The sequence below is a fragment of the Mycobacterium kyogaense genome (assembly GCF_036946525.1).
Classification (GTDB): Bacteria; Actinomycetota; Actinomycetes; order Mycobacteriales; family Mycobacteriaceae; genus Mycobacterium; species Mycobacterium kyogaense_A.
In genome coordinates, this window is record NZ_JAQIIY010000008.1 from 211,405 (window position 1) to 237,020 (window position 25,616).

General features: G+C 69.3%; 24 protein-coding genes. 14 read left to right on the forward strand and 10 right to left on the reverse strand.

Annotated features, from left to right (window positions below; all coding sequences use genetic code 11):
- Positions 1-19 precede the first annotated feature (19 nt).
- Entirely contained in the window at positions 20-2,902 is a 2,883-nt protein-coding gene (locus tag PGN37_RS06765) for an aminotransferase (protein WP_335330255.1), read from the forward strand.
- A 19-nt stretch (positions 2,903-2,921) separates the two neighbouring features.
- On the opposite strand, the gene PGN37_RS06770 is transcribed toward PGN37_RS06765, so the two are convergent.
- On the reverse strand, positions 2,922-3,791 hold the full coding sequence (locus PGN37_RS06770; RefSeq protein ID WP_335330256.1) for a MurR/RpiR family transcriptional regulator: 870 nt from the start codon (positions 3,789-3,791) through the stop codon (positions 2,922-2,924).
- A 5-nt stretch (positions 3,792-3,796) separates the two neighbouring features.
- Complete coding sequence (locus PGN37_RS06775) at positions 3,797-4,591, reverse strand: class II glutamine amidotransferase (RefSeq protein ID WP_335330257.1); 795 nt, start codon at positions 4,589-4,591, stop codon at positions 3,797-3,799.
- Between the two features lie 127 nt (positions 4,592-4,718).
- On the opposite strand from PGN37_RS06775, the gene PGN37_RS06780 reads away from it, so the two are divergent.
- The 6 genes from PGN37_RS06780 to PGN37_RS06805 are packed head-to-tail and all read left to right on the forward strand — an operon-like array spanning position 4,719 to position 11,987.
- Positions 4,719-6,047 (forward strand): glutamine synthetase family protein, encoded by a 1,329-nt coding sequence (locus tag PGN37_RS06780; protein ID WP_335330258.1) that lies wholly within the window; start codon positions 4,719-4,721, stop codon positions 6,045-6,047.
- Between the two features lie 16 nt (positions 6,048-6,063).
- Positions 6,064-7,578 (forward strand): APC family permease, encoded by a 1,515-nt coding sequence (locus tag PGN37_RS06785; protein WP_335330259.1) that lies wholly within the window; start codon positions 6,064-6,066, stop codon positions 7,576-7,578.
- Positions 7,575-8,882 carry an aspartate aminotransferase family protein gene (locus tag PGN37_RS06790; RefSeq protein ID WP_335330260.1) on the forward strand — a complete coding sequence of 436 codons (1,308 nt, stop codon included), beginning with the start codon at positions 7,575-7,577 and terminating at the stop codon, positions 8,880-8,882. Before PGN37_RS06785 ends, PGN37_RS06790 begins: the two co-directional genes overlap by 4 nt.
- Positions 8,869-10,044 carry an amidohydrolase family protein gene (locus PGN37_RS06795; RefSeq protein ID WP_335330261.1) on the forward strand — a complete coding sequence of 392 codons (1,176 nt, stop codon included), beginning with the start codon at positions 8,869-8,871 and terminating at the stop codon, positions 10,042-10,044. Before PGN37_RS06790 ends, PGN37_RS06795 begins: the two co-directional genes overlap by 14 nt.
- A gap of 5 nt (positions 10,045-10,049) precedes the next feature.
- On the forward strand, positions 10,050-11,504 hold the full coding sequence (locus tag PGN37_RS06800) for an aminotransferase class I/II-fold pyridoxal phosphate-dependent enzyme (protein WP_335330262.1): 1,455 nt from the start codon (positions 10,050-10,052) through the stop codon (positions 11,502-11,504).
- A 3-nt stretch (positions 11,505-11,507) separates the two neighbouring features.
- Complete coding sequence (locus PGN37_RS06805) at positions 11,508-11,987, forward strand: AAA family ATPase (protein ID WP_335330263.1); 480 nt, start codon at positions 11,508-11,510, stop codon at positions 11,985-11,987.
- Here the strand turns inward: PGN37_RS06805 and PGN37_RS06810 are convergent.
- Entirely contained in the window at positions 11,974-12,411 is a 438-nt protein-coding gene (locus PGN37_RS06810) for a VOC family protein (RefSeq protein WP_335330264.1), read from the reverse strand. The genes PGN37_RS06805 and PGN37_RS06810 overlap by 14 nt on opposite strands.
- Positions 12,412-12,446: 35 nt before the next feature.
- Here PGN37_RS06810 and PGN37_RS06815 point away from each other — a divergent pair, with 35 nt between their 5' ends.
- Positions 12,447-13,217, forward strand: coding sequence for a hypothetical protein (locus PGN37_RS06815; RefSeq protein WP_335330265.1), 771 nt, complete (start codon positions 12,447-12,449; stop codon positions 13,215-13,217).
- On the opposite strand, the gene PGN37_RS06820 is transcribed toward PGN37_RS06815, so the two are convergent.
- Positions 13,204-13,821 (reverse strand): dihydrofolate reductase family protein, encoded by a 618-nt coding sequence (locus PGN37_RS06820; RefSeq protein ID WP_335330266.1) that lies wholly within the window; start codon positions 13,819-13,821, stop codon positions 13,204-13,206. The genes PGN37_RS06815 and PGN37_RS06820 overlap by 14 nt on opposite strands.
- A gap of 138 nt (positions 13,822-13,959) precedes the next feature.
- Here PGN37_RS06820 and PGN37_RS06825 point away from each other — a divergent pair, with 138 nt between their 5' ends.
- Positions 13,960-15,144, forward strand: coding sequence for a lycopene cyclase family protein (locus PGN37_RS06825; protein ID WP_335330267.1), 1,185 nt, complete (start codon positions 13,960-13,962; stop codon positions 15,142-15,144).
- 6 nt (positions 15,145-15,150) lie between these two features.
- Here PGN37_RS06825 and PGN37_RS06830 read toward each other — a convergent pair whose 3' ends face one another.
- Positions 15,151-16,578 carry an HNH endonuclease signature motif containing protein gene (locus PGN37_RS06830; protein ID WP_335330268.1) on the reverse strand — a complete coding sequence of 476 codons (1,428 nt, stop codon included), beginning with the start codon at positions 16,576-16,578 and terminating at the stop codon, positions 15,151-15,153.
- A gap of 192 nt (positions 16,579-16,770) precedes the next feature.
- On the reverse strand, positions 16,771-17,568 hold the full coding sequence (locus tag PGN37_RS06835) for a YihY/virulence factor BrkB family protein (RefSeq protein WP_335330269.1): 798 nt from the start codon (positions 17,566-17,568) through the stop codon (positions 16,771-16,773).
- A gap of 3 nt (positions 17,569-17,571) precedes the next feature.
- On the opposite strand from PGN37_RS06835, the gene PGN37_RS06840 reads away from it, so the two are divergent.
- Positions 17,572-18,303: a CDP-alcohol phosphatidyltransferase family protein gene (locus PGN37_RS06840; RefSeq protein WP_335330270.1), complete on the forward strand. Its 732-nt coding sequence runs from the start codon at positions 17,572-17,574 to the stop codon at positions 18,301-18,303.
- On the opposite strand, the gene PGN37_RS06845 is transcribed toward PGN37_RS06840, so the two are convergent.
- The gene (locus PGN37_RS06845) at positions 18,206-19,750 is read right to left on the reverse strand and encodes a phytoene desaturase family protein (RefSeq protein ID WP_335330271.1); all 1,545 of its coding nucleotides are present in this window, start codon (positions 19,748-19,750) and stop codon (positions 18,206-18,208) included. The genes PGN37_RS06840 and PGN37_RS06845 overlap by 98 nt on opposite strands.
- A complete protein-coding gene (locus PGN37_RS06850; protein WP_335330272.1) occupies positions 19,747-20,880 on the reverse strand; it encodes a glycosyltransferase in 1,134 nt (377 codons plus the stop codon). The genes PGN37_RS06845 and PGN37_RS06850 overlap by 4 nt, the downstream gene beginning before the upstream one ends.
- Before the next feature lie 73 nt (positions 20,881-20,953).
- Here PGN37_RS06850 and PGN37_RS06855 point away from each other — a divergent pair, with 73 nt between their 5' ends.
- The 3 genes from PGN37_RS06855 (at position 20,954) to PGN37_RS06865 (ending at position 24,488) form a co-directional block, all read left to right on the forward strand.
- Positions 20,954-21,799: a carotenoid biosynthesis protein gene (locus PGN37_RS06855; RefSeq protein WP_335330273.1), complete on the forward strand. Its 846-nt coding sequence runs from the start codon at positions 20,954-20,956 to the stop codon at positions 21,797-21,799.
- Positions 21,796-23,367, forward strand: coding sequence for an FAD-dependent oxidoreductase (locus PGN37_RS06860; protein WP_335330274.1), 1,572 nt, complete (start codon positions 21,796-21,798; stop codon positions 23,365-23,367). Before PGN37_RS06855 ends, PGN37_RS06860 begins: the two co-directional genes overlap by 4 nt.
- Positions 23,368-23,546: 179 nt before the next feature.
- Positions 23,547-24,488, forward strand: a complete 942-nt coding sequence (locus tag PGN37_RS06865; protein WP_442932865.1) for an esterase family protein — start codon at positions 23,547-23,549, stop codon at positions 24,486-24,488.
- A gap of 42 nt (positions 24,489-24,530) precedes the next feature.
- Here the strand turns inward: PGN37_RS06865 and PGN37_RS06870 are convergent, their stop codons facing one another.
- Together PGN37_RS06870 and PGN37_RS06875 are read right to left on the reverse strand one after the other, a co-directional pair.
- A complete protein-coding gene (locus PGN37_RS06870) occupies positions 24,531-24,812 on the reverse strand; it encodes a hypothetical protein (RefSeq protein WP_335330276.1) in 282 nt (93 codons plus the stop codon).
- 59 nt (positions 24,813-24,871) lie between these two features.
- Complete coding sequence (locus PGN37_RS06875) at positions 24,872-25,138, reverse strand: hypothetical protein (RefSeq protein ID WP_335330277.1); 267 nt, start codon at positions 25,136-25,138, stop codon at positions 24,872-24,874.
- A gap of 129 nt (positions 25,139-25,267) precedes the next feature.
- Between PGN37_RS06875 and PGN37_RS06880 the strand changes: the two genes are divergently transcribed.
- Positions 25,268-25,612: a DUF3253 domain-containing protein gene (locus tag PGN37_RS06880; RefSeq protein WP_335330278.1), complete on the forward strand. Its 345-nt coding sequence runs from the start codon at positions 25,268-25,270 to the stop codon at positions 25,610-25,612.
- Positions 25,613-25,616 lie beyond the last annotated feature (4 nt).

Below are 25,616 nucleotides of genomic sequence, written 5' to 3' on the forward strand. Positions count from 1 at the left end.
CGCCGAGAAGAGGCATCTGATGACCGAGACCGAGGTGTTCGACTTCTTCGCGCACGCCGAGTTGCCCGCCCCGGGCCTCGCTGTCGACGAGGTCCGCCGCCATCTGCAGGAGTCCTTCTCCGCGGCTTGCGACCTCAAAGAACTGGGGAGTCAACAGGATCAGAATTTCCTGCTCACCGATCAGGACACACGCGAGCCGATCGGCGTGCTGAAGCTGACCAACCCGGCCTTCTCCGAGGCGGAGATCGACCTGCAGAGTCTGGCTGCCGACACCGTTGCCGAGCGCGAGCCGACGCTGCGCATTCCCCGCGTCGTCCTCGGGGCTGACGGCCCGATGTCCGCGTGGTGGGACACCTCTGCCGGTCGACTGCATGCACGCGTCCTCGAGTTCGTGGGCGGCACGACGCTGATGGGATCGGGCTACCTCTCTCCCGCGGCCGTGGCACGGATGGGCGAACTCGCCGCGAAGGTCAGTGTGGCGCTGTCCGATGTCACGCACCCGGCAGCGGGCCGCGTGCTGCAGTGGGATCTGCGCCACGCTGATCGGGTGATCGACACGCTGCTGCGCGACGAGCCGGACGCCCACATCCGCGACCTCGCCGTCTCGGTTGCCGATGCTGCCCGGAGCCATCTCACACCCGTCGCATCCCGGCTTCCCTTGCAGCTCGGCCATTTCGACCTGACCGATGACAACGTCGTCGCCCCGCACGGGCCGTGCGCCCTGCCGGACGGCATCATCGATTTCGGCGATGTCAGCGAGTCATGGGCGGTCGGCGAGATCGCCGTCACCGTCTCGTCGCTGCTCCACCACGACGGGCTGACCCCCGTCGATGCGCTGCCCGCCATCAGTGCATTCCATGCGCGGCGTCCTCTGACCGAGGACGAGGTCGACGCGCTCTGGCCGCTGGTTGCGCTACGCGGCGTGGTGCTCGTACTCAGCGGCCGGCAGCAGGTCCGCATCGACGCACAGAACGCCTACGCCGATTCGGCGCTCGATCGCGAGCTCCTCATCCTCGAGCAGGCGATCAGTGTTCCTTTCCCGGTGATGAGCACGCTGATCCGCGACGCGGTGGACCTGCCCGTTCGCCCCGGACCGGTGTGGAGCGGACCGCCGGTGATCGCCGGCCTCACCGGAGCGACGGTGCTCGATGTCGGTACGACAGCGCCGGTGAACGACGAGGGACGGTGGACGGAGGAGTCGACGCTGGGCGAGGTCGCTGCGACCGCCCTGTCCGAAGGTGCTTCCGCCGTGGTGATTCCGGCATGGCGCCCGCGGCTCACCGGTGCCCCGATGCGCACACCCGCTGCCCCGACGACCGTTTCCACCGCGCTCACGGTCTGGCTCGCGCACGACACCACGCTCGACATCCCTGCGGGTGCAGAGCTCAACCACACCGACGACGGCGTCGTGATCTCGACGGCCGATCACGTGGTCCGGCTGACGGGGTTCTCCCCCAACGGAATCGCACTGCCGGCGAACACGCGAATCGAGCTCCAGCACACGCGCGTGAGTGAGGACCCGGTCCCGCTGCTGGTCGATGCCCGCTCCGTAGGCGGTTGGCGCCGCCTGGCCGGTGACCCTGGCCCGCTGATCGGACTTCCGCCGCAGGCAGGCCAGCGGCGCGACGACACGCTCGTGCGCCGACACCGGGTACTCGCCGACGTCCAGGAGCACTACTACGCCGAGCCTCCCCGGATCGAACGCGGCTGGCGTGAATACCTCGCCGACACCGACGGCCGTGTCTATCTCGACATGGTCAACAACGTCGCGTCCGTCGGGCACGCCCATCCGAAGGTGGTGGAGGCGGCCAGCCGGCAGATGCACCTGCTGAACACCAACTCGCGCTTCAACTACGGCGTGATCGCCGAGTTCGCCGAGCGGGTCTCGGACACCTTGCCCGAGGAGCTCGACACCGTGTTCTTCGTCAACTCCGGTTCGGAGGCAACAGATCTCGCGATCCGCATCGCGATGGCCGCCACGGGCCGTGCCGACATCGTCGCGATGCGGGAGGCTTATCACGGCTGGACGTTCGCCAGCGATGCGGTGTCCACGTCGATCGCCGACAATCCGAATGCGCTGTCCACCCGGCCGGCATGGGTGCACACCGTCGACGCCGCGAACGGCTATCGCGGAGTACATCGCGGCGCCGACGCCGCCAGGTACGCGCCAGAGGCCGTAGCGGTGATCGACGGGCTCGCCGACGTGGGGACACCGCCCGCGGGATTCATCTGCGAGTCGTACTTCGGCAACGCCGGCGGTGTCGCATTGCCCGACGGGTATCTCGATCAGGTGTACTCGGCGGTGCGTCGGCACGGCGGCGTCGCGATCGCCGACGAGGTGCAGGTCGGCTACGGGCGTCTCGGCGAATGGTTCTGGGGATTCCAGCAGCAGGGGGTCGTGCCCGACGTCGTGGCCGTCGCCAAATCGGTGGGCGCCGGACAGCCGATCGGCATCGTCGTCACCCGCCGTGCGATCGCGGCACGCTATCGCTCGCAGGGGTACTTCTTCTCCTCCACGGGCGGGTCGCCGGTGTCGTCGGCGATTGGCCTCGCCGTCCTGGACGTGATCCAGCACGAGGGCCTGCAGGAGAACGCCCGCGTCGTGGGGGCGCATCTGAAGAACCGGTTGTCTGCGCTCTCCGAGTCGCATCCGATCGTGGGAACCGTGCACGGCTCGGGTCTCTACCTCGGTCTCGAATTCGTCCGCGACACAGAAACACTCGAGCCTGCCACCGAGGAGACCGCGGCGATCTGCGACCGCCTGCTGACGCTCGGGGTGATCATGCAGCCCACCGGCGACTACCTGAACGTGCTGAAGATCAAGCCGCCCCTGTGCGTGTCGAGGGAATCGGCGGACTACTTCGTCGACTGCCTCGATCGCGTCCTGGCGACGGGCTGGTGAACCGGCTGACGACCCTGCGTCAGGTCTGATCCAGCACCTCTCCTCGCCGCCGCTCCTCCCACAGCGCCATTCGGGTGCGCGCCGGCTCGCCGATTGCATCCATCACCAGCGGGATCAGCAGTTCGGTGAGCAGAAATCCTGCCGACATGCTCTGGTAGACAGTGCCGACCGTGCTCGAGGCGGCCAGCACGACCTCGGCGTCGGGTGCCACCGGGCAGGCCATGTCGTCGGTGATGAGCAACAGGGTCGCCCCGGCCCGATGAACGACGTCGGCGAGTTCCGCGGCGCTGCGGTGATAACGGTGATAGTCGAAGAGCACGACCACATCTCGTCGGCTGAGGTCCATGATCGTGCCGAGATCGGTCCCCTTGGGGTCCGAGAGTAACCGCACGCCGGGCCGCAACTGCTCGAGATGCGCTGCCAGATAGACGGCCAGGAGGTGGGAGAACCGGCCGCCGTGGAGATGCAGTGGCCGCGTGGTGTCGGCCATCAGCGTCACCGCGGCCTCGAGCGTCGCCACCGGCAACTGCGCCAGCGTCTGCTCGGCGCGCTCGTTCTGCGTACGTGCCTGATGCAGGAGTCGTTCGAGGTGGCTCCCGGCCGGAGGAGGCGCATCGGCGAGCCGGGTCAGTGGCCCGCTCGACTGCCGGGTGAGTTCGGCGCGCAATGCCACCTGCAGACCGGCGAACCCGTCGTATCCCAGTGACTGCGCGAAACGCAGCACCGTCGGCGGGCTCACCTCGGCCCGTTCTGCGAGCCGGGCGGCGCTGCTGAGGCCCGCGCTGGGATAGTCGGCCAGCAGTGCTCTGCCCACCCGACGTTCTGCGCGGCTCAGCCCGGCCAACGCGGCACTGGTGCGCGCGGCCACCGACTCGCTGTGTTCGGTCATGGCGGTCAATCTGCCATGATCGGCCGCACCGTCATCGACAGATCGTCGAGCACGACCTCCGCGACGCTCTCGGGCGGCAGCGGCCGCCACGGCAGATCGCCGAATCCGGTGGAACCGATGACGACCGTCCCGTCGTCGAGACGGGCGACGCGCAACGAGAAATAGTCCTCGAGATGTTCGGCGGGCAGATCGGTCGCGCTGATCTCTTCGATGTCCTCGTCCAGCAACACACTTCGAGCATGCGCGTGCACCGCGATGAGCCGACCCTCCCCCAGCACCAGCGCGTTGAGGCTGGCGTCGGGGTAGATGCCGCGCAACGCAGCGACCGCCCGCCGCACGGCCTCGGCAAGATCGGGGGCCGTTGGCCGGTACTGGCGAATCAGCGCGAAGTAGCGCTCACTGTCGGTGGTGCCTTTCAACGTGGCCATCATCGAGGGGTCCAGCAGCTGGTCGAGCATGGCCATCGGCTTGATCGAGCCGTTGTGGGCCATCGCCAGCCCATCGGCTCCGAACGGGTGGGAGTTCTCCGGCCTGACCGCCAAGCCGTTGGTCGCCCAGCGCAGGTGGACCACCGATGCGCGTGCCGACTCCTTGACCGCCGTGCCGAAGACGGGATCACCGATCGCGCTGTCCGGTGAAACCTCCACGTGCGGAACGTCATCGGGCTCGAGCATAGAGGCGACGCCCCACCCGTCACCATGGATCTTCGTCAGCGCGAGGAAGTCGGTTAGTACCGCCTGACCCACGACATCGGCCACCGAGGTCGGTTCGGCCGACGCAACACCCAACAGCCGGCACATCGGCAACCCCGTTCGTCGGATCTAATGAATCGATCATAAACAGACAAAGTTAAAGACTCTGAAACATTTATGACATAGCGTGAACGTGACCGCCACCGCCCGAGGAGTTCCGAGGAGTTCGTTGCCCATGCAGGACCCCGACGTGACCGCGTACGCCGACACGCTGCGCGAGGAGGGCGTCGCGATCATCGCGGGCTCCGTCACTGACCTCGCGGGCGTGACCCGGGCCAAATACGTACCGACATCACGGCTCGGGGCGTTCACCCGGTCCGGGATGGGGGTGTCGCCGTCCTGGAGCGTGTTCTGCGTCGACAGCGGTATCGCTTTCACCCCGACGATCGGGGTCGCCGGTGATCTGCGGATCCGGATCGACCCGGAGGAGGTACGGGTCGTCGAGGACGGGGTGGGATGGGCGCCGGGCACGTTGACCGATCAGCACGGTCGACCCGCACCCCTGTGCACCCGGACCCGGCTCGTCATGGCCGAACGCGCAGCCGCCGAGCAGGGCCTGCAGGTGCAGATGGGTGCAGAACTGGAATGCACGATGCTGGCCACCGATGCCGGCCCCGCGACGACCGAGCCGTGGTCGCCCTACGGAATCAGGACCTCGCTGGACCGCTCGGGCTTCCTGGTCGACCTCGCCGTGAGCGCGCAGCGCGCCGGCCTGTCCGTCGAACAGCTGCACACCGAGTACGGACATGACCAGCTCGAGATGTCGTTGGCCCCGGACACGCCCGTCGCCGCGGTGGACGCCGTCATCCTGGCGCGCATCGTGCTCAGCCGCGTCGCCTCCCGCCACGGTCTGCGAATCTCGTTCTCACCGGTGCCTTTCGACGGTGCGGCCGGCAACGGGGCGCACCTGCACCTCTCCCTGTCCGATGCGCAGGGGCCGCTGCTGTCCGGAGGTACCGGACTCCACGGTCTGCGCGGAGCCGGCGGGCACGCGATCGCCGGTGTCATCGACACCCTGCCGGACCTGATCGGTGTCTATGCCGGCTCGGTCGTCTCACCGCTGCGCCTCAAACCCGGCAACTGGGCGGGCGCCACCGCGTGCTGGGGGCTCGAAAACCGAGAAGCAGCCGTCCGTTTCGTCGCTGCCACACCCGGTAACCCGCACGGGGCGAACATCGAGTGCAAGCTCATCGATCCCAGTGCGAACCCCTACCTGGCCGCCGCGGCGTTTCTGGGGAGCGCCCTGCGCGGGATCGATCGCGCCCTGGAGCTGCCGGAGGAGATTCCGGAGAATCCGGCCCAGTCGGACTTCTCGACCCGACCGCTGCCGCTGGCCCAGCGGGAGGCGCTCGACGCGATGGAGACCTCGCAGGTCGCCGCCGAGCTGCTGAGTACCGACATCGTGGACGCGCTTTTGGCCGTGCGTCGATACGAGCAGAAGACCTACGGGGACCAACCGCCAGAACAGATCTGCGACGCCGTCCGGCTCGCCTGGACCTGCTGAGATGAAGGAGACATCCGTGACCGCAGGAACATCTGATGCGCCCGATCAGATCCCGCACCGCCGACTGCCGTTCTGGGTCGCGCTCGCGTTGTCCGTCGCGCTCGTCGGCCCGACGCTGGCCATGTCGGGCAACGGCCAGGGACTGATCGGGACCGTCGGCAAGTCCATCCCGCTGGTGTTCCTCATCGGCCTGGTCGGCGTCTCCCTCGTCGGGTACAGCTTCGTGCGCCTGACACGGCACCTGAACCACGCCGGCTCCGCCTACGGACTGGTGGGCGGCACCATCGGCCCGCGCACCGGGTTCTTCTCCGGCTTCGCGATGCTGGGCGCCTACTGGGGGTTCTCCATCGGCACGCTGGCGCTGACCGCGGCGTTCGTGAACTCGTTCATCGCCGCGCTGCAGCCCGGCGTCGACGATCCCTACCAGGTGCCCTGGTTGATCGTTGTCGTCATCGGCGCGGTCATCTCGTTCCTGCTGTCCGGCCGCGACATCCAGCTTCTCGCCAAGATCCTGCTGGCCATCGAGGGCATCGGCATCCTCGCGATGATCGTGCTCGTGGTCGCGATCTTCGCCAAGGGTGGCGCGCCCACCACGGGCATCGACTTCTCGGTGTTCTCCTTCTCCGGCGGCGACGTCTCCAGCTCCGCGGTGCTCGCCGGCGTGGTGGCCGCGTTCCTGTCGTGGGCGGGTTTCGAGGCGTGCGCCTCCATGGGCGAAGAGACCGACGACCCGAAACGCAACATCCCCCGCGCCCTGGCCGGCACGCTGATCCTCACCGGTGTGCTGTTCGTCGTGGTGATGTTCGCCCAGGTCGTCGGATTCGGCACCGACGCAGCAGGTTTAGAAGCATTCCAGAGTTCGGGCAACACGCTCGGCGACCTCGGCGGGACCTACATCGGCCAATGGTTCTCCCTGGTCATCATCTTCACCGCGGTCGTGTCCGCGTTCGGCTGCCACCTCGCCACCTCGGCGACCTCGGGCCGGATGCTCTACGCCTTCGGGCGCGACGGCTTCGGCCCGAAAGCGCTGGCGCACATCCACGCCGACACCGGCGGCCCCCGTCGAGCCACCTGGCTCGTGGTCGTCGTCGCCCTCGTCGTCGACCTGATCTGCGGCGCCACCGGCTGGCCCGACATGGGCACCGGGAACGACGCGATCGACGCCTACTTCCTGTTCGCCGTGGCGGGTTCGGTCTGCCTGATGGTGTGCTACCTGCTCGTCGAACTCGCCGCCGCCTACTTCGTCGGAGCGCCGAAGTTCATGCCGGTACACAACGGCGCCGGCAAGATCGCGGGCCTGGTCCTGCCCCTGCTCGGCGCGGTCGTGATCGTCACCGTGCTGTGGTTCAACGTCAAAGACGCCGAAAGCTGGTCAGCAGCACCGCTGCTCGGCCTGTACTGGTGCGCCCTCGGCCTCGTCATCGCCGTCGCACTCTCGGGCATCGCCAAACGTGTCGGCGAATCACTGGCGACGGAACTGAACATGGGCTCGGACGGGGCACCCACCGCTGACTCCACCCGATCTGCGTGAGCACGCTCTACGCCCGCGACGAGGCCGTCATCGCCGGCATCGAGAAACTGCGCTTCTTCCCGCTGGAAGTGGAGTCCGGGCACGGCTGCATCCTCGTGACCCCCGACGGCCGCGAACTGCTGGATCTGTCTGCCACGTGGACGGCCTCCGGGTTGGGACACGGCCATCCCGCGGTCGTCGACGCGGTCAGCCGCGCCATCCGCACCGCACCCGGTTCGGGGGGACTCTCCGCGGTTCACCCCGACTCCGTCGGCCTAGCCGAGGACCTACTCTCCCTGGTGCCCGGCAGCGGCGAGCGACGGGTCTACCTCGGCCACGCCGGGTCCGACGCCAACGACGTGGCGCTGCGCGCGTGCCGGCACGCCACCGGACGGAAGACCGTGGTGGCCTTCGAGCACAGCTACCACGGCGGTGTCGGTGTCGCGATGGGCGTATCCGGTGTGCACGTCGATGCCGGCGTGCCCGCCGATCCGGAAGCAGTGTTCCTGCCCTATCCCAACCCGTTCCGGCCCGGGCCGGAAGGCATCGATGCCGATGTCGCGCAATGCCTTTCGCTGGCCGAACAGCACCTCGCCGGCGGCCGGGTGGCCTGCCTGATCGTCGAGCCCATCCTCTCCGACGGCGGCCTCGTGGTGCCGCCAGACGGGTTCCTCGCCCAGTTGCACCAGATTTGTCGGCGCCACGACGTCCCGATGATCTGCGACGAAGTGAAGATGGGCCTGGGTAGGCCCGGCACTCTGCACGCATTCGAGCACGACGGCGTCGCGCCCGACATCGTCACCTTCGGCAAGGTGCTCGGCGGTGGACTCCCCCTGTCCGCAGCGGTCGGACCGGCCGCGATCCTGGACAAGCCCCCGGCCGCCGCGCTGCTGACCACCGCGGGCAACCCGGTGTGCACAGCGGCTGGACGCGCCGTGCTCAAGACCGTGGTGGAAGAAGGGCTCGTCGAGAACGCCGCCATAGTGGGAGCCGTGCTCGCCGATGCCCTGCGCGCCCTCGTCGATGCCCCCGGCGGTGACCGCATCGGCGACGTCCGCGGTCGCGGGTTGGCGATCGGGCTCGAGCTCGTCGACCCCGCCACCGGTGACCGGGACCCCCGGCTGGCCGCCGCGGTGGTCTACCGTGCCTGGGAGCTGGGTGCGGTCGTGTACTACGTCGGTGGGAACGTCCTGGAGATCACCCCGCCGTTGGTGCTCACCGAAGCGCAGGCAGCGACGGCGGCGGACATCCTCGGGACGGCCATCGCCGATGCGGCTGCCGGAAAGGTCGACGCGGAGGAGGTCGCGCAGTATGCCGGGTGGTGAGCTGGATGACGTGTTCGCGGGAATCGAGGCGTCGGTTCCCGACGGACTCGCCGACCACCTGCGGACGGTCTCGCTGATCGACCACCACGTGCACGGCACGTTCACCGAGGACATCGACCGGGCCACCTTCGAGTTCTCGATCAACGAGGGGTCCAACGACCCGGTGCCGCCGTGGATGACCAACTTCGACTCGCCACTCGGGTTGTCGATACGACGTTGGTGCGCACCACTTCTCGGCCTGCCGGCGCGGACCGACGCGGAAACGTACTGGAAACGCCGCTGTGAGTTCGGCGCCGACGAACTGGCCGCGACGATGCTCCGCGCCGCCGGCGTCTCACGCTGGATCGTCGACACCGGCTTCAAGGGCGACCTGCTCACCTCGCACCATCGACTGGCCGAGCTCGCTGCCGGACGATCGTCGGAGATCGTGCGACTCGAGCGGGTGGCCGAGGACCTTCTCGACAGCGGAACGTCCCCACAGGACTTCCCCGACGCGATGCGGGCCGCACTCGCGGCCGCAGCGGCCGACCCGACCGTGGTGGGCACCAAGACGATCGTGGCCTACCGCACCGGATTCGACATCGACTGGACCCGGCCAGGTGACGCCGACGTCGTCGCGCGCGCGGGCGCGCTGGCGGCTCGCCAAGGCCCCTCGCGCATCGACGATCCGACGCTGATCGCGTTCGGCGTGCACGAGGCAGCCGCACACGGACTACCCCTGCAACTGCACGTCGGTTTCGGTGACCGCGATCTCGATCTGCACCGGTGTGACCCGCTGCTGTTGCTTCCCCTGCTGCGGATCATGCCGCCGGTGCCCGTACTGCTGCTGCACTGCTACCCCTTCCACCGCCAGGCCGGCTATCTGGCACAGGCTTTCGACCACGTGAACTTCGACGTCGGCCTCTCGATCAACTACCTGGGTACGCGGTCCACCGGTCTGGTGGCCGAGGCGCTCGAAGTCGCCCCGTTCGCCAAGCAGCTCTACTCCTCGGACGCGTTCGGCCCGCCCGAGCTGCACGTGTTGGGCTCGGTGCTGTGGCGCCGCGCCATGGGTGTCGTGTTGGGCGACTGGATCCGGTCGGGTGACTGCGCAGAAGCCGACGCGATCCGCATCGTCGACATGATCGGCACGACGAACGCGCAACGCGTCTATGGACTTTGACGTCGATGAGCAGTGACCACAGCCGGGCGCCGCTGCTGGAGTCGCTGCGGTCGTTCGTCGAGCGCGATCAGGCGCCGTTCTACTCCCCCGGTCACAAGGGTGGCCGCACCTTCGATCCGTGGTTCCGGGCCAACGTCGCGGCGCTGGACCTGAACAACCTGCCCGACACCGACACGCTGCACTGTCCCGAGGGACCCATCCTCGCGGCCGAGCAGCTGATCGCCGACGCCTGGGGTGTACCACAGAGTTTCGTGATGGTGCAGGGCTCCACCGGCGGCAACATCGCCGTAGCGTTGACCGCACTGCACCCCGACGAACCGGTGCTCGTCGCGCGCAACGCACACAAGTCGGTGCTCGCCGGGCTCGTCCAAGTCGGCGCCCGGCCGATATGGCTGGAACCCCGGTGGGACGATCGGTTCGGCGTCGCCCACGGGCTCGACGTCGCCGTCGTCGAGAAGGCACTGTCCGAGACCGGTGCGCGCGCACTGTGGGTGCTGCACCCCACGTATTACGGCACCACCGGGGACATCGTCGCCCTGGCGACGCTGTGCCGGGAGCGTGGAGTGCGTCTGCTGGTCGACGGAGCGCACTCGCCGCATTTCGCCTTCCATCCCGACTTGCCCACTGCCGCAGAGCGTTCCGGTGCCGCAGCCACCGTGCAGTCGGTGCACAAGATCCTCTCCGGACTGAGCCAGGCCGCGGTGCTCCACGTCGACACTGCGCAGCTCGACGAGGCGTCGGTGCGGCGCTCGCTGCAACTCGTCCAGACGACGAGCCCGCACTTCGCGATCATGGCGTCGATCGACGTGGCGCGCCGGCAGATGGTCACCGACGGGCGAGCCCTACTGGACGACGCGCTGAGCCGGGCGCGCGGCGCTGCGGAAAAGCTGGCGAAGATCCCGGGGTTGACGGTGCTGCGACCGCAGGATCTCGCCGGTGCCGGGACAGGACTCCATCAACTGGACGAGACGAAGCTGTTGATCGGCGTGACCACTGTCGACGCCGACGCCCGCGACATCCTCTCGCGCCTCAACCGCGTGCACGGCGTGCAGCCCGAACTCGCCGGCACCGGACATCTTCTCTGCATCAGCACGATCGGAAACACCGATACCGACTTCGACCGGCTCACAACCGCTTTCGCGGAAGTTTCCGCGCATTTCGGGCAGCGGCGCGGCGAGATCGCCGGCACGTGGACCGCCGACCTGCTCGCCGTGCGACCCGAGGTGGTGCTCACCCCGCGCGAGGCCTTCTTCGCTGCCCGGTCGACCGTCGCGCTGGCCGACTCCGTCGGTCGCATCGCCGCCGAGGCCATCACTCCGTATCCCCCCGGCATCCCGCTGGTGATGCCCGGTGAGCGGCTCAGCGCCGACGTCATCGGCCTACTCAGTGCACTTCGCGCGGCGGGCAATCCGATCAGCGCTTCGGACCCGACGCTGGACTACGTGACGACGGTGCGCTGAGCCATGCGGGAGCACGCGGCGGTCCTGATCACCGGAATGTCGGGCGCGGGCAAGACCACGGCACTGAACGGACTGGCGCAGCGCGGCTTCGCCACCGTCGACACCGACGACGGGCCGTGGATCGAGCTCGTCGACGGCGAACCGCTGTGGCGGGAGTCGCTCATCGATCAGCTGCTCGAAAAGCCCCGTACTGCAGCACTGTTCGTGGTGGGTACGGTGGCCAACCAGGGTGTGTTCTACGAGCGTTTCGACGCCGTCGTCCTCCTGAGCGCGCCCAGCGCAGTCACCTTCGCGCGCATCGCGACCCGAACCGAGAACCCCTTCGGGAAGACCGAGTCCGAGCGTCGTCAGATCGCGCGCGACATCGCCGAAGTGGAGCCGTTGCTGCGGCAGGCGGCGACGCATGAGATCGTCACGACGTGCCCGGCCGACGAGGTCGTCGACAGACTGGCCGCCATCGCGGCCGCGGTCACCCGCCGGTGAGTTCCTGCGCGAGCATCACCAGAATGCCGCTGGGGCCTCGGATGTAGGTGAGCTTGTAGACGTCCTGGTAGTTCGCCACACCACGGAGGGGATGGCACCCGTGCCGGGCCGCAATGGCCAGCGCTTCGTCGAGGTCGTCGACGGAGAAAGCCACGCGGTGCATGCCGATCTCATTGGGCAGCGTCGGCTCGGTCGCGATCGCGGTCGGGTGGATGTACTCGAAGAGTTCGAGCCTGCCGTGGCCGTCCGGTGTCTGCAGCATCGCGATCTTCGCGTGATTGCCGTCGAGTCCTACCGCGGTGTCGGTCCACTCACCGCTGACGGTGTCACGACCCACGAGCGAGAGACCCAGATCGGTGAAAAAGGCGATCGCCGCATCGAGATCGGATACCGCGATGCCGACGTTTTCGAGCCTGATGGCCATGGTAGGCATGCTACGGCGACTGGAAGGGAGACTGCGTGCGCCGCATCGTGATTCTGAGCGGTATCGCGCTGATCTTGCTTGCGGCGTTTGCCGTCGCGCCGGCCCTACTGGTGGGCAACGGACTCGCCTCCGTGAGCGGCAACGCGCCCCTCACGCACGCGTTCGCCGTCGAACTCACGACATTCTGGAACGCGGACGCATCCGGTGTGACACCCGCGCTCGCCGACCTGATCGACCTTTGGCGCCGGTGGCACGCCCTCAAAGTCGTGATCTCCGTGCTCTTCACCGCGACGACTATCGCGCTGTCCGCGACGTTGTGGAGGCAGTTCCTCGCGCCCGGTGTGTCCGCGCGGCGACGTTGGGTCAGCGGAGCGAGCGCTGTGGCGACGAGCATGCTGATCCTGTGCGGACTCGTTGCGATAGCCGCCAATGTCCAGGCCACGGCGGCGCCGCTGTCGGCGCTGTTGCCGCTGCTGCCCTCCGATCCCCTTCCCGGTGATCTCCGGAGGGCCATGAGCCAGATTCGCGACGGACTCACCAACGCCGACAGCGCTTTTGCCGATAGACCCGCCCTCGCCGTGATGATCGACAGTCAACGCACGTATCTTGCGGCGCTGGCCGCGGCGGCCACCGGGTCGGCGATCGTCTGTGCGGGGTGCGCCGGGTATGCCGCGCGCCGGCTCTCACGCGGTCTCGGGATCGCGGGGGCGGTGGTGACCGCTGCTGTCGTGGCCGCCGCCGTGCTGGCGTGGATGTCTGTCGGCGACGCCGTCGACTCGCTGCTGGGTGTGTTCACGGTCGGTTGACACCGAACCGGAGGTGGACGACTCCAGGTGCCTCGAGCACGCGTTCGAGGCGCAGGGCGGGATCGCCGAGCGGGAAGCCGTCGAAGAGCCGCTCTCCGGAGCCGAGTAGCACCGGGTTGAGCTGCAGGTCGATCTCGTCCACCAGACCGGCACCGATGGCCTGCCGCGCACACGACGCACCGCCCGCGATCGAGATGGCGCGGTCGCCGGTCACCGTTTCGGCCTGCGCATAGGCCGCCTCGATCCCCTCGGTCACGAAGTGGAACGTCGTGCCACCAGCCATCTCGATGGGGTCGTGCGCGTAATGCGTCAGCACGAACACCGGGCAGTGATACGGCGGCTCGTCTCCCCACCACCCCCGCCATCCGGAATCGTCCCAGGGACCGCGAATCGGACCGAACATGTTGCGGCCCATGATGACCGCGCCCATTCCGTCCATCATGTCGGACACCACCTGCCGATTCGCGGGGTGCTCCTTTTCCGGTCCGAGATGCCACCCGTGCAACTGTTCACCGCCGATCCCGAGTGGATGGTCTCGGTCCTGATGCGGGCCGGCGACGAAGCCGTCGGCAGAGATCGACATCGACAGATGTGTTCGGGGCACAGCTTCTCCGATCAAGGGTGCGGGCGGTCGCCATAGTGACTCACCCGACCGGCAGAACTCATCGTCGCCGGAGAATCTGGTGGACGCGTCAGCGGTTGCGGCTGACAGCGCGGTGGCCGGACCGGCACGATAGGACCAATGGACGTGTGCGTGGTCGGGGCCGGCCCGGCGGGAGTGGCATTGGCTGGGGCGTGTCAGCGCCTGGGTCTGACCACGGCTCTGGTCGACGTGGCGCCGGAGCGGCCCTGGACGGCGACCTACGGCATGTGGGCGCCCGAGCTGCCGCCCGACCTGCCGGCCGACGTCGTCGCCGCACGCGCGGCGGGCAGGGTGGTCGCACTGACCGACCGGCTCCTGGGCTGGGAGTACGCCGTCCTCGACGTCCCCGCCCTGCAGTCACACCTGTCCGGCGGGCTCGACGGAGTGCGCGTGTGCTCCGGACGCGTCGTGGGGTCCCCGCAGCCTGGCGTCGTGGCACTCGCCGACGGCACGGAGATCCGGGCGTCGGTCGTCGTCGACGCCGGAGGCCAGGCCCGACCCCTGAACACGCGGCGTAGAGGTCGGGAGCGCGCCGCCCAGACCGCCTACGGAATGTTCCTCGACGAACAGGCCGCCGCGCCGCTGATCGTCCCGGGTGAAGCCCTGTTCATGGACTGGCGCCAGGAGCACGGCGAAGACGGCTGGCCGACATTCTTGTACGTCATCCCCCTCGGCGGCGGCCGCGTGCTGGTCGAGGAGACCTCGCTGGCCCGACGGCCGGGCCTACCGCTGCCCGTCCTCCACCGCCGCCTCTGCGCCCGCCTCGCCCGCTACGGCATCGTCCCTCCCGACGACGCGCCGGTGGAGCGGGTGGCGTTCACCGTGGACCATCCTCGGCACCGCGCTGCCGGTGTCCTGGGGTTCGGCGCCGCCGCGCCGCTGATCCACCCGGCGACCGGTTTCAGCCTCGCCACATCGCTGCGCCTCGCGCCTCAGGTGGCGGCGGCGGTGGCGACACACCTGCCGCGCGGGCCCGAGCGCGCGATCGCCGCCGCCCGCGACACGGTGTGGCCGCGCAGCGCCCGGGTCGTCCATCATCTGCGCCGCGTCGGGCTGGAAGCTCTGCTCCGGATGCCGCCCGCCGAAGTCCCCGCGTTCTTCGAGCAGTTCTTCGAGCTCCCCGACCGGCACCGCTGGACGTACCTCACCGCGCGCGACGACATGGCAGGCAACGTCGCAGCGCTGACCCACCTCTTTCGGGAGTCCAACCGGCAGCTGCGCGGTCACCTCGTCAGGCCCGCGCTGCTGCCCCCGCTGCCCAGCAACGAGCGCGTTCTCAACTAGCGGCCCTCAGGCCACTTGATCGTCGGGTGGTGCGGGTCCGCCGGGTTCCGACGGGTCGGCGGCTTCCGTCGGACCTTCCTCCACCTCGTCAGGGCGCAGGAGGCGTTCGGGGGTGTGGTGGGTGTTGATGCGGGTTTGCCCGGTGTCCAGGTTCGGTGGTGGGGTCCATTCAACTTCGTGACGGGCGTTCATCGACGTGGTCCAGCCGCCGGGTGCGACGGCGCGGTTATCCGGTGGGCAGGCCAGGCCGAGGTCGTCGATATTCGTCAACCCACCGTCGGCCCAATCGGCGGTGACGTGATGGACCTGGCAGCCATACGCCCCGACCGGGCAGCCGGGTTTGGTGCAGCCACCCTCACGGGCGATCAACATGATTCTTTGCGCCGCTGAAGCGGTGCGCCGCGCCCGGAACAGGTCCAGGGCGGAGCCGGTGGCCCGGTCGAAGACCGCCAAATAGTGGGACGCGTGGGCGCCCATCCGGATCACGTCCTTGATCGGCAGCCGCGTGCCGCCACCAGTAACGCCGATCCCGGCGCGGGATTCCAAGTCTTGCAAGGTGGTGCGCACGATCACCGTCACCGGTAACCCGTTGAGCTGCCCGAGTTCCCCGCTCATCAACGCGATCCGCCCGACGGCGAGCAGGGCGTCATGTTGGCGTTGGGCCAGGCTGCGGTGATCATTGTCGATCTGTGCCTGCGTCGGGGTGCCGGAGATGCACGGCTCCTCGTCGTCGGAGTTGCACATGCCCGGGGCGGCGTATTTGGCGAAGATCGCCTCCCACACCGCCGCAGCCTCCGGCGTCAAATCCGCCCACCACGCCGTCATCCCGTCCCGACCCTGACGCGACTTCTTCACACCCCTCTTGCGGGTGCGTTCGGTGTCGTCGGGTTCGGGCCCGTCCTGATCGAGCAGAAACAGCTCGAGATCGGCAGCGTCCTGGGTGGCTTTCGGACCGGCCCCGGTGGCGATACGCACTACGTCGGCTTCGAACTGATCGCGCGTGGTCGTATCCACGAAGCCGGGCAGCTTGTCGACGGCTTTACGGATGATCTCCACATGCTCTTGAGTGATCCGACCCTGCTCTTGGGCCGCCGCGGTCGCCTCCAACACCGGCGGCAACGGCGTTCCGGTCAGCGACACCCGCGGTGCGAGCAAGGCGGCCTCGGTCAACCGACGGTTCGCCTCCGGGCCACTGATGCGGTAGCGGATGGCGAGGACGTCTTTCCAGTTCTTGGCGCCCATCTTCTGCGGGGTGGTCTCGACCTGCAGCCGCGCTAGCGCCCGATTGCGGGCCGCCGGCAGCCGGCACCCGGCTGCTTCGATCTCGTCGAGCAGCTCGACCACGTCGGCGGCGGTCGCGAGGTCCAGATCGGCAGCGAGCACGCCATCGACCGCGGCCCGTAGGACCGCCACCGCCTCCCGCACCCCAACCATGATTCGAACATACGTGCGACCACCGACAGATCTCGATGTCGCTCGACGTCACCTCTGAAGACATCGTTGACGGTTCGGAGAATCATGTTGGTTTCACTGCTGCCGTGCGCGGTGCCGATCTTCTGCACCAAGCACGGCGTCTCTCGATTCCTCGTCGAGCACACCCGCCTCGAAGCCGTCCCGGTCAGACGCCTAGTTCATCTGATCGAGCACCACGGTCGCCCGGAACCCACACAGCACCAGGATGTGCATGATGTAGAGCCACAGCGCCAGCGCGGTCACCGCGCCCACGATGGGCAGACCACCGAACGGAGCAGACCACGGGATCGGGATCGCCAGGAACAACACGAAGCCCTGCAGGAAACCCGACAGGATCGAGCCGGTGGCGAACGCGCCGATCGCCAATGCGCGCCACCCGATGCGACCGGGCCCGATGAGCCCGAACACCCCGAGCAACGCTGTCGACACGGTCACCCACACGATGTGGAAGGCCACGAACACTCCCCACACCAGCGACCACCCGCCCGCTGTGTACAGCGGTCCGACGTACGGCGCCGACAGCAGCACCACCAGGACCAGGAACGGTGCCACGGCCGCCACCCCCAGCAGGCCGGCCCGACCCCGCCACCCCGTCAGCGAATCCGGCTCCGCCGACATCTGAACGAAAGCCCGCCGCAGCCCCTCCCCGTACAGACTCGCGGGGAACAGCACGACCAGCGCCTGCACCCACGACATCGACAGCGCCACCCGGGTCAGGGTGCGCAACGCCTCCGGAGTGCCGTGCCCGCCGGGTAACCCGTCGATCGCCGCCGTCATGGCCGTGGTGACCGTGTCGTGGCCCGCCAGAGCGCCGACGGCCCACAGCGCCGCCAGCGCCAGCGGCACCAGACCGATGACCCCGAAGTACGTGGCGCCGGCCGCCCACAGCGCGAGATCGCTGCCCGGGAACGTCGTTCGGACGCCCGAGGCGAACTGCCGCAATCGACTCACGGCATGTCCTCCTTCGGTCGCGGGCCGCACTGGCAGGCTGACACCATGTGCCTTGACATACCCGCCAGACCCGGCGGCGACGATGCAGGGTGGTCGCAGCTGCACGGCGGCGTGCAACCGTCACCGGTGGTGCGCGGGTGGTTGCGCATCATGCGGGCACTGTCCGCGGGACCGGTCTCCCGCATTCCGCCGGACGTCCTGTCGCTGGCAGGAGTGCTCGCCCTGGCAGCGGCCTTGGCCGCCGTGGTCGTGCTGGGATGGCCGGTCGCCGTCGTTCCCCTGGTGCTGATCGCCGGAGTGCTCGACGGGCTCGACGGGGCTGTTGCGTTGGGTACCGGCCGGGCCCGCCCGATGGGCGCGCTCGTCGACTCGGTGGCCGACCGTATCGGTGATCTGCTGCTCGGCGCCGTGTTGTACGCGCTGGGCGCGCCGCTGGGCTGGGTGCTCGCGGCGGTCACGTCGGTGATGTTGCTCGAATACGTACGGGCCCGCGCACAGGCGATCGGCATGCCGGGTGTCGGAGCCGTCACCGTCGCCGAGCGTCCGACCCGCCTCATCGTGGTGGCGCTGGCGGCAGGGGCGGTCGCGGTGCTGCCGTCCGGGGCGCCGGGGCTGGGCTGGCAGTGGGCAGGAGTGTTCACGATCGTGTGGACCGCGGTCGGCGTGGTCGGGATGGCTCAGCTGCTCCGCGGGATTCGCCGGTCGATGCCCGCGAGGTTCCCGCCGGACCGATGAGACCCGCGACGATCTCGGCCGACATCAACACCAGAGGGATGCCGCCGCCGGGGTGAGCCGACCCGCCGACCAGGAACAGGCCGGGGATCGGGCTGCGGTTGGCAGGGCGGCGAAGCGCGGCCCGTGGACCGTGGGATGCGGTGCCGTAGATCGCGCCGCCCGGAGCGCCGGTACGGCGTTCCAGCTCGGCCGGGGTGATGACCTCGACGAAACGTAGCCGGGGCCGCACATCTACACCGCGCTCGGCCAGCACGTCGAGGATGTGCTCGGCGTAGATGTCGGCGAGGCTGTCGGCGTCCCAGTCCATGCCACCCGCCGGATCGTGGGCCGGCGCGTTGACCAGGACGAACCAGCCTTCGGCATCGTCGTCCGGTCGCAGCGCCGGGTCGTCGGGGGCGTGTACGTACACCGTCGGATCGGCGACCGGGGCCGGGTGCGGCCCGAAGATGGCGTCGAACTCGGCGTCGTAATCGCGGGGAAAGAAGATGCGGTGTGCCACGCCGGGCTCTCGACCGGACAGGCCGAGCATCATCACGAACCCGGCCATCGAGCGGGGTGTCCGGCGTAACCGCCGGGCCAACCGCGCCGGCGCGTGGGCCAGCCTGCCGTACAGCTCGTCGGCGTCCGCGTCGCTGACCACCACGTCAGCGGTCACCGTCGCTCCGCCGCAGCGCACGCCGTACACCCGGCCGCCGCCCGTCACCACCTCGTCGACCCGACAATCGGTCCGGATGTCCACGCCGAGCTCCGTGCAGCGTCGGGCAACCGCCTCGACGATCCGGCGCAGCCCGCCGGAGACGTACCAGGCGCCGAACTCCTGCTCGACGAACGAGGTGACGGCCAGGACCGACGGCGTGCGCCTCGGATCGGAGCCCGAATAGGTCGCGTAGCGGTTCAACCACACACGCAACCGGGGGTCGGCGAACGCCGCGCGGCCCAGTCCGTCGATGGTGCGCCACGGAGCGACCGCCTTCAGGTCGGCCGGCCGTGCGCTCATCCGGGCCAGCGCAGGCAATGAAATCGGTTGCCGCAGAACGGGTTCGCCCACGAGCTCCCACAGTCGCCGCGATCGCTCGTGCAGACGGCGCCAGGACTCCCCCGCGTCGCGGCCCAACGCGTCGTCGATCGCCGCCCCCACCTCGGTCGGATCGTGCGGCAGCGTCAGCTCGGTGCCGTCGGCGAAGAGGTACGTGCACGCCGGGTCCACCCGCTCCACAGGCAGCTCGGAGGGGCCGCCGGTGGCGGCGAACAGATCGGTCAGCAGGCCCGGCATGGTCAGCAGCGACGGCCCGGTGTCGAAGGTGAAGCCGTCGCGCTGAAAGATCCCGAGCTTGCCGCCCACGCTCGAGGCCGCCTCGCACACGGTGACCTGATGACCGAGTGCGGCGAGCCGCGCCGCGGCGGCCAATCCGCCCAAGCCGGCACCGATCACCACCACGCGACTCATACGGTCCGGCCTTTCCACCGCAGGGTGCCGCGCCGTCGGCCACGCCACGACGAGCTCAGTAGCCCCAGCAGAGCAAGCACGGACACCGGGTGGCTGGCGGCGTCGAGCAGCTCCCCAGCGCCGCCGCGCCCACACCATCGGCGCGCAGGCACCCGGCCGGCAACGGCCGCCACGTAGCCGAGCGCCCCGACCCGCGAGCCGGTCAGCGCCGCCGCGGGCGGCACGACGTACACCAGGCACAGGGCTGCGCCGACGGCCGCGGCACCGAGTGGAGATCCGAACGCGGCCCACAGCGACTTTCGGTAGCCGGCGCTGAGTTCGCGGCCGGTCGCATACATCCGGCAGGTGGCGACGCCGGATCCGTCGGCGACCGCGGTGCGTCCCCCGCTGATCCGCACCGCCCGCGCGAGCCCGATGTCGTCGAGCACGGCATCGGCCACCGAGGCCCAACCGCCCGCGCGGGCCAGCGCGTCGGCGCGCATCGCCAGGAACTGCCCGTTGGCCACCGCCAGCGACGGCCGCCGCGAACGTTCCGCGATTCGCAGCGGCACCGTCGTCAACCACGACCATGCCAGCAGCGGCTGCACCAGGTGCCCCAGCACGCCCGCCGCCACCTGCCGCGGCCACACGCTGACGAGATCCGGGGCCTGCGCTCCCTGCAGCATCGCCGCGGCCCCCGCGACAGCGGACGGCGCGAGGACCACATCAGCGTCGACGTAGACCAGGATGTCGCCACGCGCCGCCGCGGCCAGCTGCGCACACGCGTGTGGCTTCCCCAGCCAGCCGTGCGGCAGCGCTGATCCGGTCAGAACCTTCACTCGGGGGTCGTCACCGGCGGCTCGCCGGACGACCTGGGCTGTACCGTCGGTCGATCCGTCGTCGAGCACCAGGATCTCGGCGTCCGGCAGCCCGAGCTGCGCCAGCACCGAGCAGATGGTGGGTGAGATTCGGTGCGCCTCGTCGCGAGCCGGAATCAGCACCGACACCGTCGCCGCCACCGGTTTCGGCTGTTCGTCCGGACGGCGCAGAAGACGCAGATTCACCAGCTCATGAGCGGTGCCCAGGCAGGCGAGCGCCGATCCGACCGCCGTCGCGGCGCGTAGGATTTCGACAAGGCGCGCATCGGGCACCTGCAAACTCTACGCAGTTCGGCGATGGCGCAGCGCCGGCGGCACGGGCCGCACGGCCAGTCAGACTCTCGAGGTGGAGGTTCTGCCGGTGGCGGTTGCGGTACGCAGCGCCGACACTGCGGCGGTGCGCTGGCGCCCCGTGGTCTGGGCGCTGGTGATCTCCGCCGTCGTCGTGCAGATCGTCTATCCGTTGATGCCCGAAACGTGGCGCACCCCGGTGACGGTGTGCAGCGTCGCGATCTTCTTCCTCGCCTCGCTGGCCGACGTGGGCCGGGTGCACGGACCGCGCGGGGCGCTCACCCTGGCAGCCGTCGCGGGCGGGGGTGGTCTGATCGCCGAAGCGATCGGCGTCTCCACCGGGTTTCCGTTCGGGGCATACACCTACACCGGCACGCTGGGCCCCGAGGTGCTCGGCGTTCCGGCGATCGTGCCGATGGCGTGGGTCATGATGGCCTGGCCCGCCCTTGTCGTCGGGCGCACCCTGGCCCGGCGGGGACCCGCTGTCGTGGCAGTCGCGGCGTATGCGCTGACGGCCTGGGACGTCTTTCTCGACCCGCAGATGGTCGCGGCGGGTCACTGGAGGTGGTTCGACGCCACCCATACGCTGCCGCTCATTCCCGGGATTCCGTTGACGAATTACGCGGGCTGGCTGCTGGTTTCGATCGTGATGATGCTGGTGCTACATGCGCTGCTGCCGTCAAGGGCGGAGTCGACCTACTCCGGGCCCGCCGCGGCGCTCTACCTGTGGGTCTACTTCTCGTCGGTGCTGGCGCACGCGGTGTTCTTCGGACTGCCCGGCTCGGCGATCACCGGCGGGCTGCTGATGGGGGTGGTCGCGCTGCCATTCGCGGCCCGGGTGTTCGGCCACGTTCGACCATGTCCGCGCCGACCGATCGACGGCAAGGAGCCGCGTAGATGAGTGATGTGCTGACCAGCCGCGCCGCGCCGCTGCGCATGCGGCCGCGCCGCCTCGTGGTACCGGATCCGTTGCAGCCCAATCAGGTACCGGCCGGCACCGAGGCCGTCGTCGTCGGCGGCGGGATCGCCGGGGTCTCGGCCGCGGTGGTGCTCGCCGAGCGCGGTGTCGCGGTGACACTGCTCGAGGCGGCAGACCACCTCGGCGGCCGATTGGGCGCATGGCCGGAACGCCTGCCCGACGGCTCCGACCAGATCATCGAGCACGGCTTCCACGCCTTCTTCCGGCACTACTACACCTGGCGGGCGATTCTGCGGCGCGCCGACCCGACGCTCGCGTTCCTCGCGCCGGTGAAGAGCTACCCGGTGATCTCCGCCGAATGGCCCGCTGAAGACCTCTCAGGGCTGCCCGCCGCTCCCCCGCTCAACCTGTTGGCTCTGGCGCTGCGCTCCAAGAGCCTGACGCGCCGGGAACTGCTGCGGGCCGACGCAGACACCGGCCGGGCACTGCTCGCCTACGACCGCGCGAGCACCTATGCCGAGTTCGACGGCGTCGACGCCGCGGCGTTCCTCGACGGGTTCGGGATGACCGAGCGCAGTCGCAGCATGCTGTTCGAGGCCTTCGCGCGGTCGTTCTTCTGCAACCAGGGCCAGCTCTCGGCCGCAGAGCTGATCGCGATGTTCCACTATTACTTCCTGGGCAACCCCGAAGGAATCGGCTTCGACGTCCCGTCCACCGACTACGCCACTGCGATCTGGGAGCCCCTGCGACGCCATCTGCAACACCACGGTGCCGACGTCGCGATGGGGACCGGGTGCGTGTCCGTCGAACCGCAGGGCCACGGATGGCGGGTCGCCACCACGACGGGGACGATCGATACCCGCCACGTGATCATGGCGCTCGATCCCGGGGCGCTCAAGGACGTCCTGAATCGATCGCCCGGCGCGGCGCAGGCCGCCCCGCGGCTGGCGCAGGCCTGTGAAAAGCTCTCGGTGGCACCACCTTTCGCAGTCAGTCGGATCTGGTACGACCGGGATGTCGCCGCGGACCGAGCGCCGTTCAGCGCCGTCAGCGGGCAGCCCACCCTCGATTCAATCGCGGTGTACTCGCGTCTGGAAAAGCCGAGTGTGGACTGGGCACGCTCCACCGGCGGATCGATCGTCGAACTGCACTCGTACTCATGCCGCCTGCCCGACGCCGACGCCGCCGCAACCGCCCTGCGCCAGGAATTGGCGACGCTGTGGCCCGAGACCGCCGCGGCGCGGATACTGCACACCCACGACCGGCTCGAAGCCACCGCGCCGGCGTTTCCGCCCGGCTCTGCCGGTACGCGGCCCACGGTCCGCACCGACGCGAGGGGCCTGCGGGTCGCCGGCGACTACGTCGACACCCCCTACCTGTCGGGGCTCATGGAACGGTCGGCGATGTCGGGCGTGCTCGCGGCCAACGACGTGCTCGCCGAACTCGGCGCGGCGGCGGAGCCGATTGTCGGTGTGCCGCAACGCGGCTTGCTCGCAGGAGTGCCACAGTTCGGTCGTAAGCCCAGAGAGCTCGTTCATCGCGATCTGTGACGAAACCTTCACGCCGGTAACGCCGATACGTCACGTGACGAAGTAGTGGACGCGGGTGCGGTGTGAAGCAACAGCATCGCCTCGGCGTGAACGCCGACCGCTGACAGTTCCCGTGACGCGCGCCGTGAGGGCGCGCGGTGGAGAGGACGGCACACACAACCATGAAGATCTTGCTCGCAATGAGACGCCGGCTGATCGCCGGCGCGATGGTGGCGCTGCTGCTGCCGGCACTCGTCGCAGTCGTCGGCGGATCGGCGACCGCCGCGGCCTACTCCCGGCCCGGACTGCCCGTCGAAACCCTGATGGTGCCCTCGGCGGCGATGGGTCGCGACATCCCGGTCAAGTTCCAGGGCGGCGGGCCCAAGGCCGTCTACCTACTCGACGGCCTGCGCGCCCGCGACGACAACAGCGGGTGGGACATCGAGACCGCCGCATTCGAGAACTACTACCAGTCGGGTCTGTCGGTGGTCATGCCCGTCGGCGGCATGTCCAGCTTCTACACCAACTGGCAAGGTCCCGCGGTCGGCAACGGACAGACCTACAACTACCAGTGGGAGACGTTCCTGACCTCGGAGCTACCCGCGTATCTGGCCGCCAACAAGGGGATCTCGACGACCGGCAATGCGGTCGTCGGCCTGTCGATGTCGGGTAGCGCCGCGCTGATCCTCGCCGCCTACCATCCTGGCCAATTCAGTTACGCCGCATCGCTATCGGGCTTCCTGAACCTCTCGCAGGGCATCTGGCCGACCCTGGTCGGCTTCGCGATGCGCGACGCGGGTGGCTTCGACGCCACCGCGATGTGGGGACCCGGCGGCGGGCCGGCATGGCAGCGCAACGACCCGACCCTGCAGGTGGGACGGCTCGTGGCCAACGGCACGCGGCTGTGGATCTACACCGGCAACGGACGTCCGGGTGATCTCGGCGGCGGCGGCGACGTCCCCGGCCAGGTGCTGGAGAGCATCACCGGTGACAGCAACCGGGCTTTCCAGAAGGCCTACACCGCTGACGGCGGCCGCAACGCCACCTTCAACTTCCCGGCCAACGGCACCCACGGCTGGGGCTACTGGGGGGCACAGCTGAATGCGATGAAACCCGACATCCAGCGCACACTGGGCGCCTGATCACGGCCGGCCGCAACGGACTCCGTTGCGGCCGGTTCGCGGTCATTCGGGTGCCGGCACCGGGCTTTCCCAGCGGGCGCGCCGCTCGTCGTCGGACTGTTTCCACCACGGCGGTGAACCCCGTTCCCCGAGAGCCACTTTGGCCGCCTGCACACCCGCGCGCGATGCCGCTTCCTCTGGTGTTCCGCGGGCGCGTCGTACTTCCCGGCGCCACGCCATCAAGATGTGGGTGAGCTCGTCGCGGCGCTCGTCGGGGATGGCAGGGTCGGTGGCTCTCCATCGCCTGCCCTTGATGACGATGTAGTGCTCGTCGTCGGTGCTCATGACAGCAGACCGCCGCGGACCCGTGAGATCCGCGGCGGCCGATGCATTGCGATCAGTGATCAGTAGGTCGGAACGAAGACGCCGTTCAACCAGACGCCCCAGTGCTGCCAGCCTTCGTCCCACACCTGCGGGTTTCCGGCGGCCCAGGCGGGATCGACGGGCTTGGGCGGGGCGGATGCCGGGGCGGCGCCGGTGTTCGGCCCGGCCGGCGGAACCGGCGGAGGTGTCCAGCCGGGCTGCGCGACCGCGGAACCGGCGACACCCAATGCGCCGGCGGTGAGGCCGCCGAACACGGCTGCACTGGCGAGAACCTGAGTCAACTTCATCGGTGAAACTCCCCTTTCGGGCCTGTCCGGCCCATGATCGTTGAGTACTGCTCAGTACTAACCGGTACGTGAAGCGAATAAACGCACGGTGTGGCACACCTCACAGCGTCGGGCTGCTTCACTGGACCTGTGTCCGACCGGCTCCGCAGCGAACTCCAGACGATCGCCGACGGCTCGGGTCCCCACGCCGACACTGCCCGCATCGCGTTGGGTGACGGTCCTCTCGAGCGCCGACTCGACGCGGCCATCCGCGCACTGGCCGGACATCGCGGAGCCGCCAGCAGCACCTGTCCCTCGGATGCGGCCCGCGCCGTCGGCGGCGCGGACTGGCGGGCCGCGATGGACGCCGCGCGCGAGATCTCCCGCGGCCTCGCCCGTCGCGGCCTGGTTCAGATCACCCAGCGCGGTGAAGTCCTCGACCCTGACGGCGACTGGCGTGGCCCCATCCGCATCCGCGCCGCGGACCGACCATGACGCC

Excerpts from the sequence above, each read along its gene's own strand:
- PGN37_RS06765 (WP_335330255.1), top strand. The coding sequence starts at position 20 with ATGACCGAGACCGAGGTGTTCGACTTCTTCGCGCACGCCGAGTTGCCC.
- PGN37_RS06770 (WP_335330256.1), bottom strand. The coding sequence starts at position 3,791 with ATGACCGAACACAGCGAGTCGGTGGCCGCGCGCACCAGTGCCGCGTTG.
- PGN37_RS06775 (WP_335330257.1), bottom strand. The coding sequence starts at position 4,591 with ATGTGCCGGCTGTTGGGTGTTGCGTCGGCCGAACCGACCTCGGTGGCC.
- PGN37_RS06780 (WP_335330258.1), top strand. The coding sequence starts at position 4,719 with ATGCAGGACCCCGACGTGACCGCGTACGCCGACACGCTGCGCGAGGAG.
- PGN37_RS06795 (WP_335330261.1), top strand. The coding sequence starts at position 8,869 with ATGCCGGGTGGTGAGCTGGATGACGTGTTCGCGGGAATCGAGGCGTCG.
- PGN37_RS06800 (WP_335330262.1), top strand. The coding sequence starts at position 10,050 with ATGAGCAGTGACCACAGCCGGGCGCCGCTGCTGGAGTCGCTGCGGTCG.
- PGN37_RS06805 (WP_335330263.1), top strand. The coding sequence starts at position 11,508 with ATGCGGGAGCACGCGGCGGTCCTGATCACCGGAATGTCGGGCGCGGGC.
- PGN37_RS06810 (WP_335330264.1), bottom strand. The coding sequence starts at position 12,411 with ATGGCCATCAGGCTCGAAAACGTCGGCATCGCGGTATCCGATCTCGAT.
- PGN37_RS06825 (WP_335330267.1), top strand. The coding sequence starts at position 13,960 with ATGGACGTGTGCGTGGTCGGGGCCGGCCCGGCGGGAGTGGCATTGGCT.
- PGN37_RS06830 (WP_335330268.1), bottom strand. The coding sequence starts at position 16,578 with ATGGTTGGGGTGCGGGAGGCGGTGGCGGTCCTACGGGCCGCGGTCGAT.
- PGN37_RS06840 (WP_335330270.1), top strand. The coding sequence starts at position 17,572 with ATGTCCTCCTTCGGTCGCGGGCCGCACTGGCAGGCTGACACCATGTGC.
- PGN37_RS06845 (WP_335330271.1), bottom strand. The coding sequence starts at position 19,750 with ATGAGTCGCGTGGTGGTGATCGGTGCCGGCTTGGGCGGATTGGCCGCC.
- PGN37_RS06860 (WP_335330274.1), top strand. The coding sequence starts at position 21,796 with ATGAGTGATGTGCTGACCAGCCGCGCCGCGCCGCTGCGCATGCGGCCG.
- PGN37_RS06865 (WP_442932865.1), top strand. The coding sequence starts at position 23,547 with ATGAGACGCCGGCTGATCGCCGGCGCGATGGTGGCGCTGCTGCTGCCG.
- PGN37_RS06870 (WP_335330276.1), bottom strand. The coding sequence starts at position 24,812 with ATGAGCACCGACGACGAGCACTACATCGTCATCAAGGGCAGGCGATGG.
- PGN37_RS06875 (WP_335330277.1), bottom strand. The coding sequence starts at position 25,138 with ATGAAGTTGACTCAGGTTCTCGCCAGTGCAGCCGTGTTCGGCGGCCTC.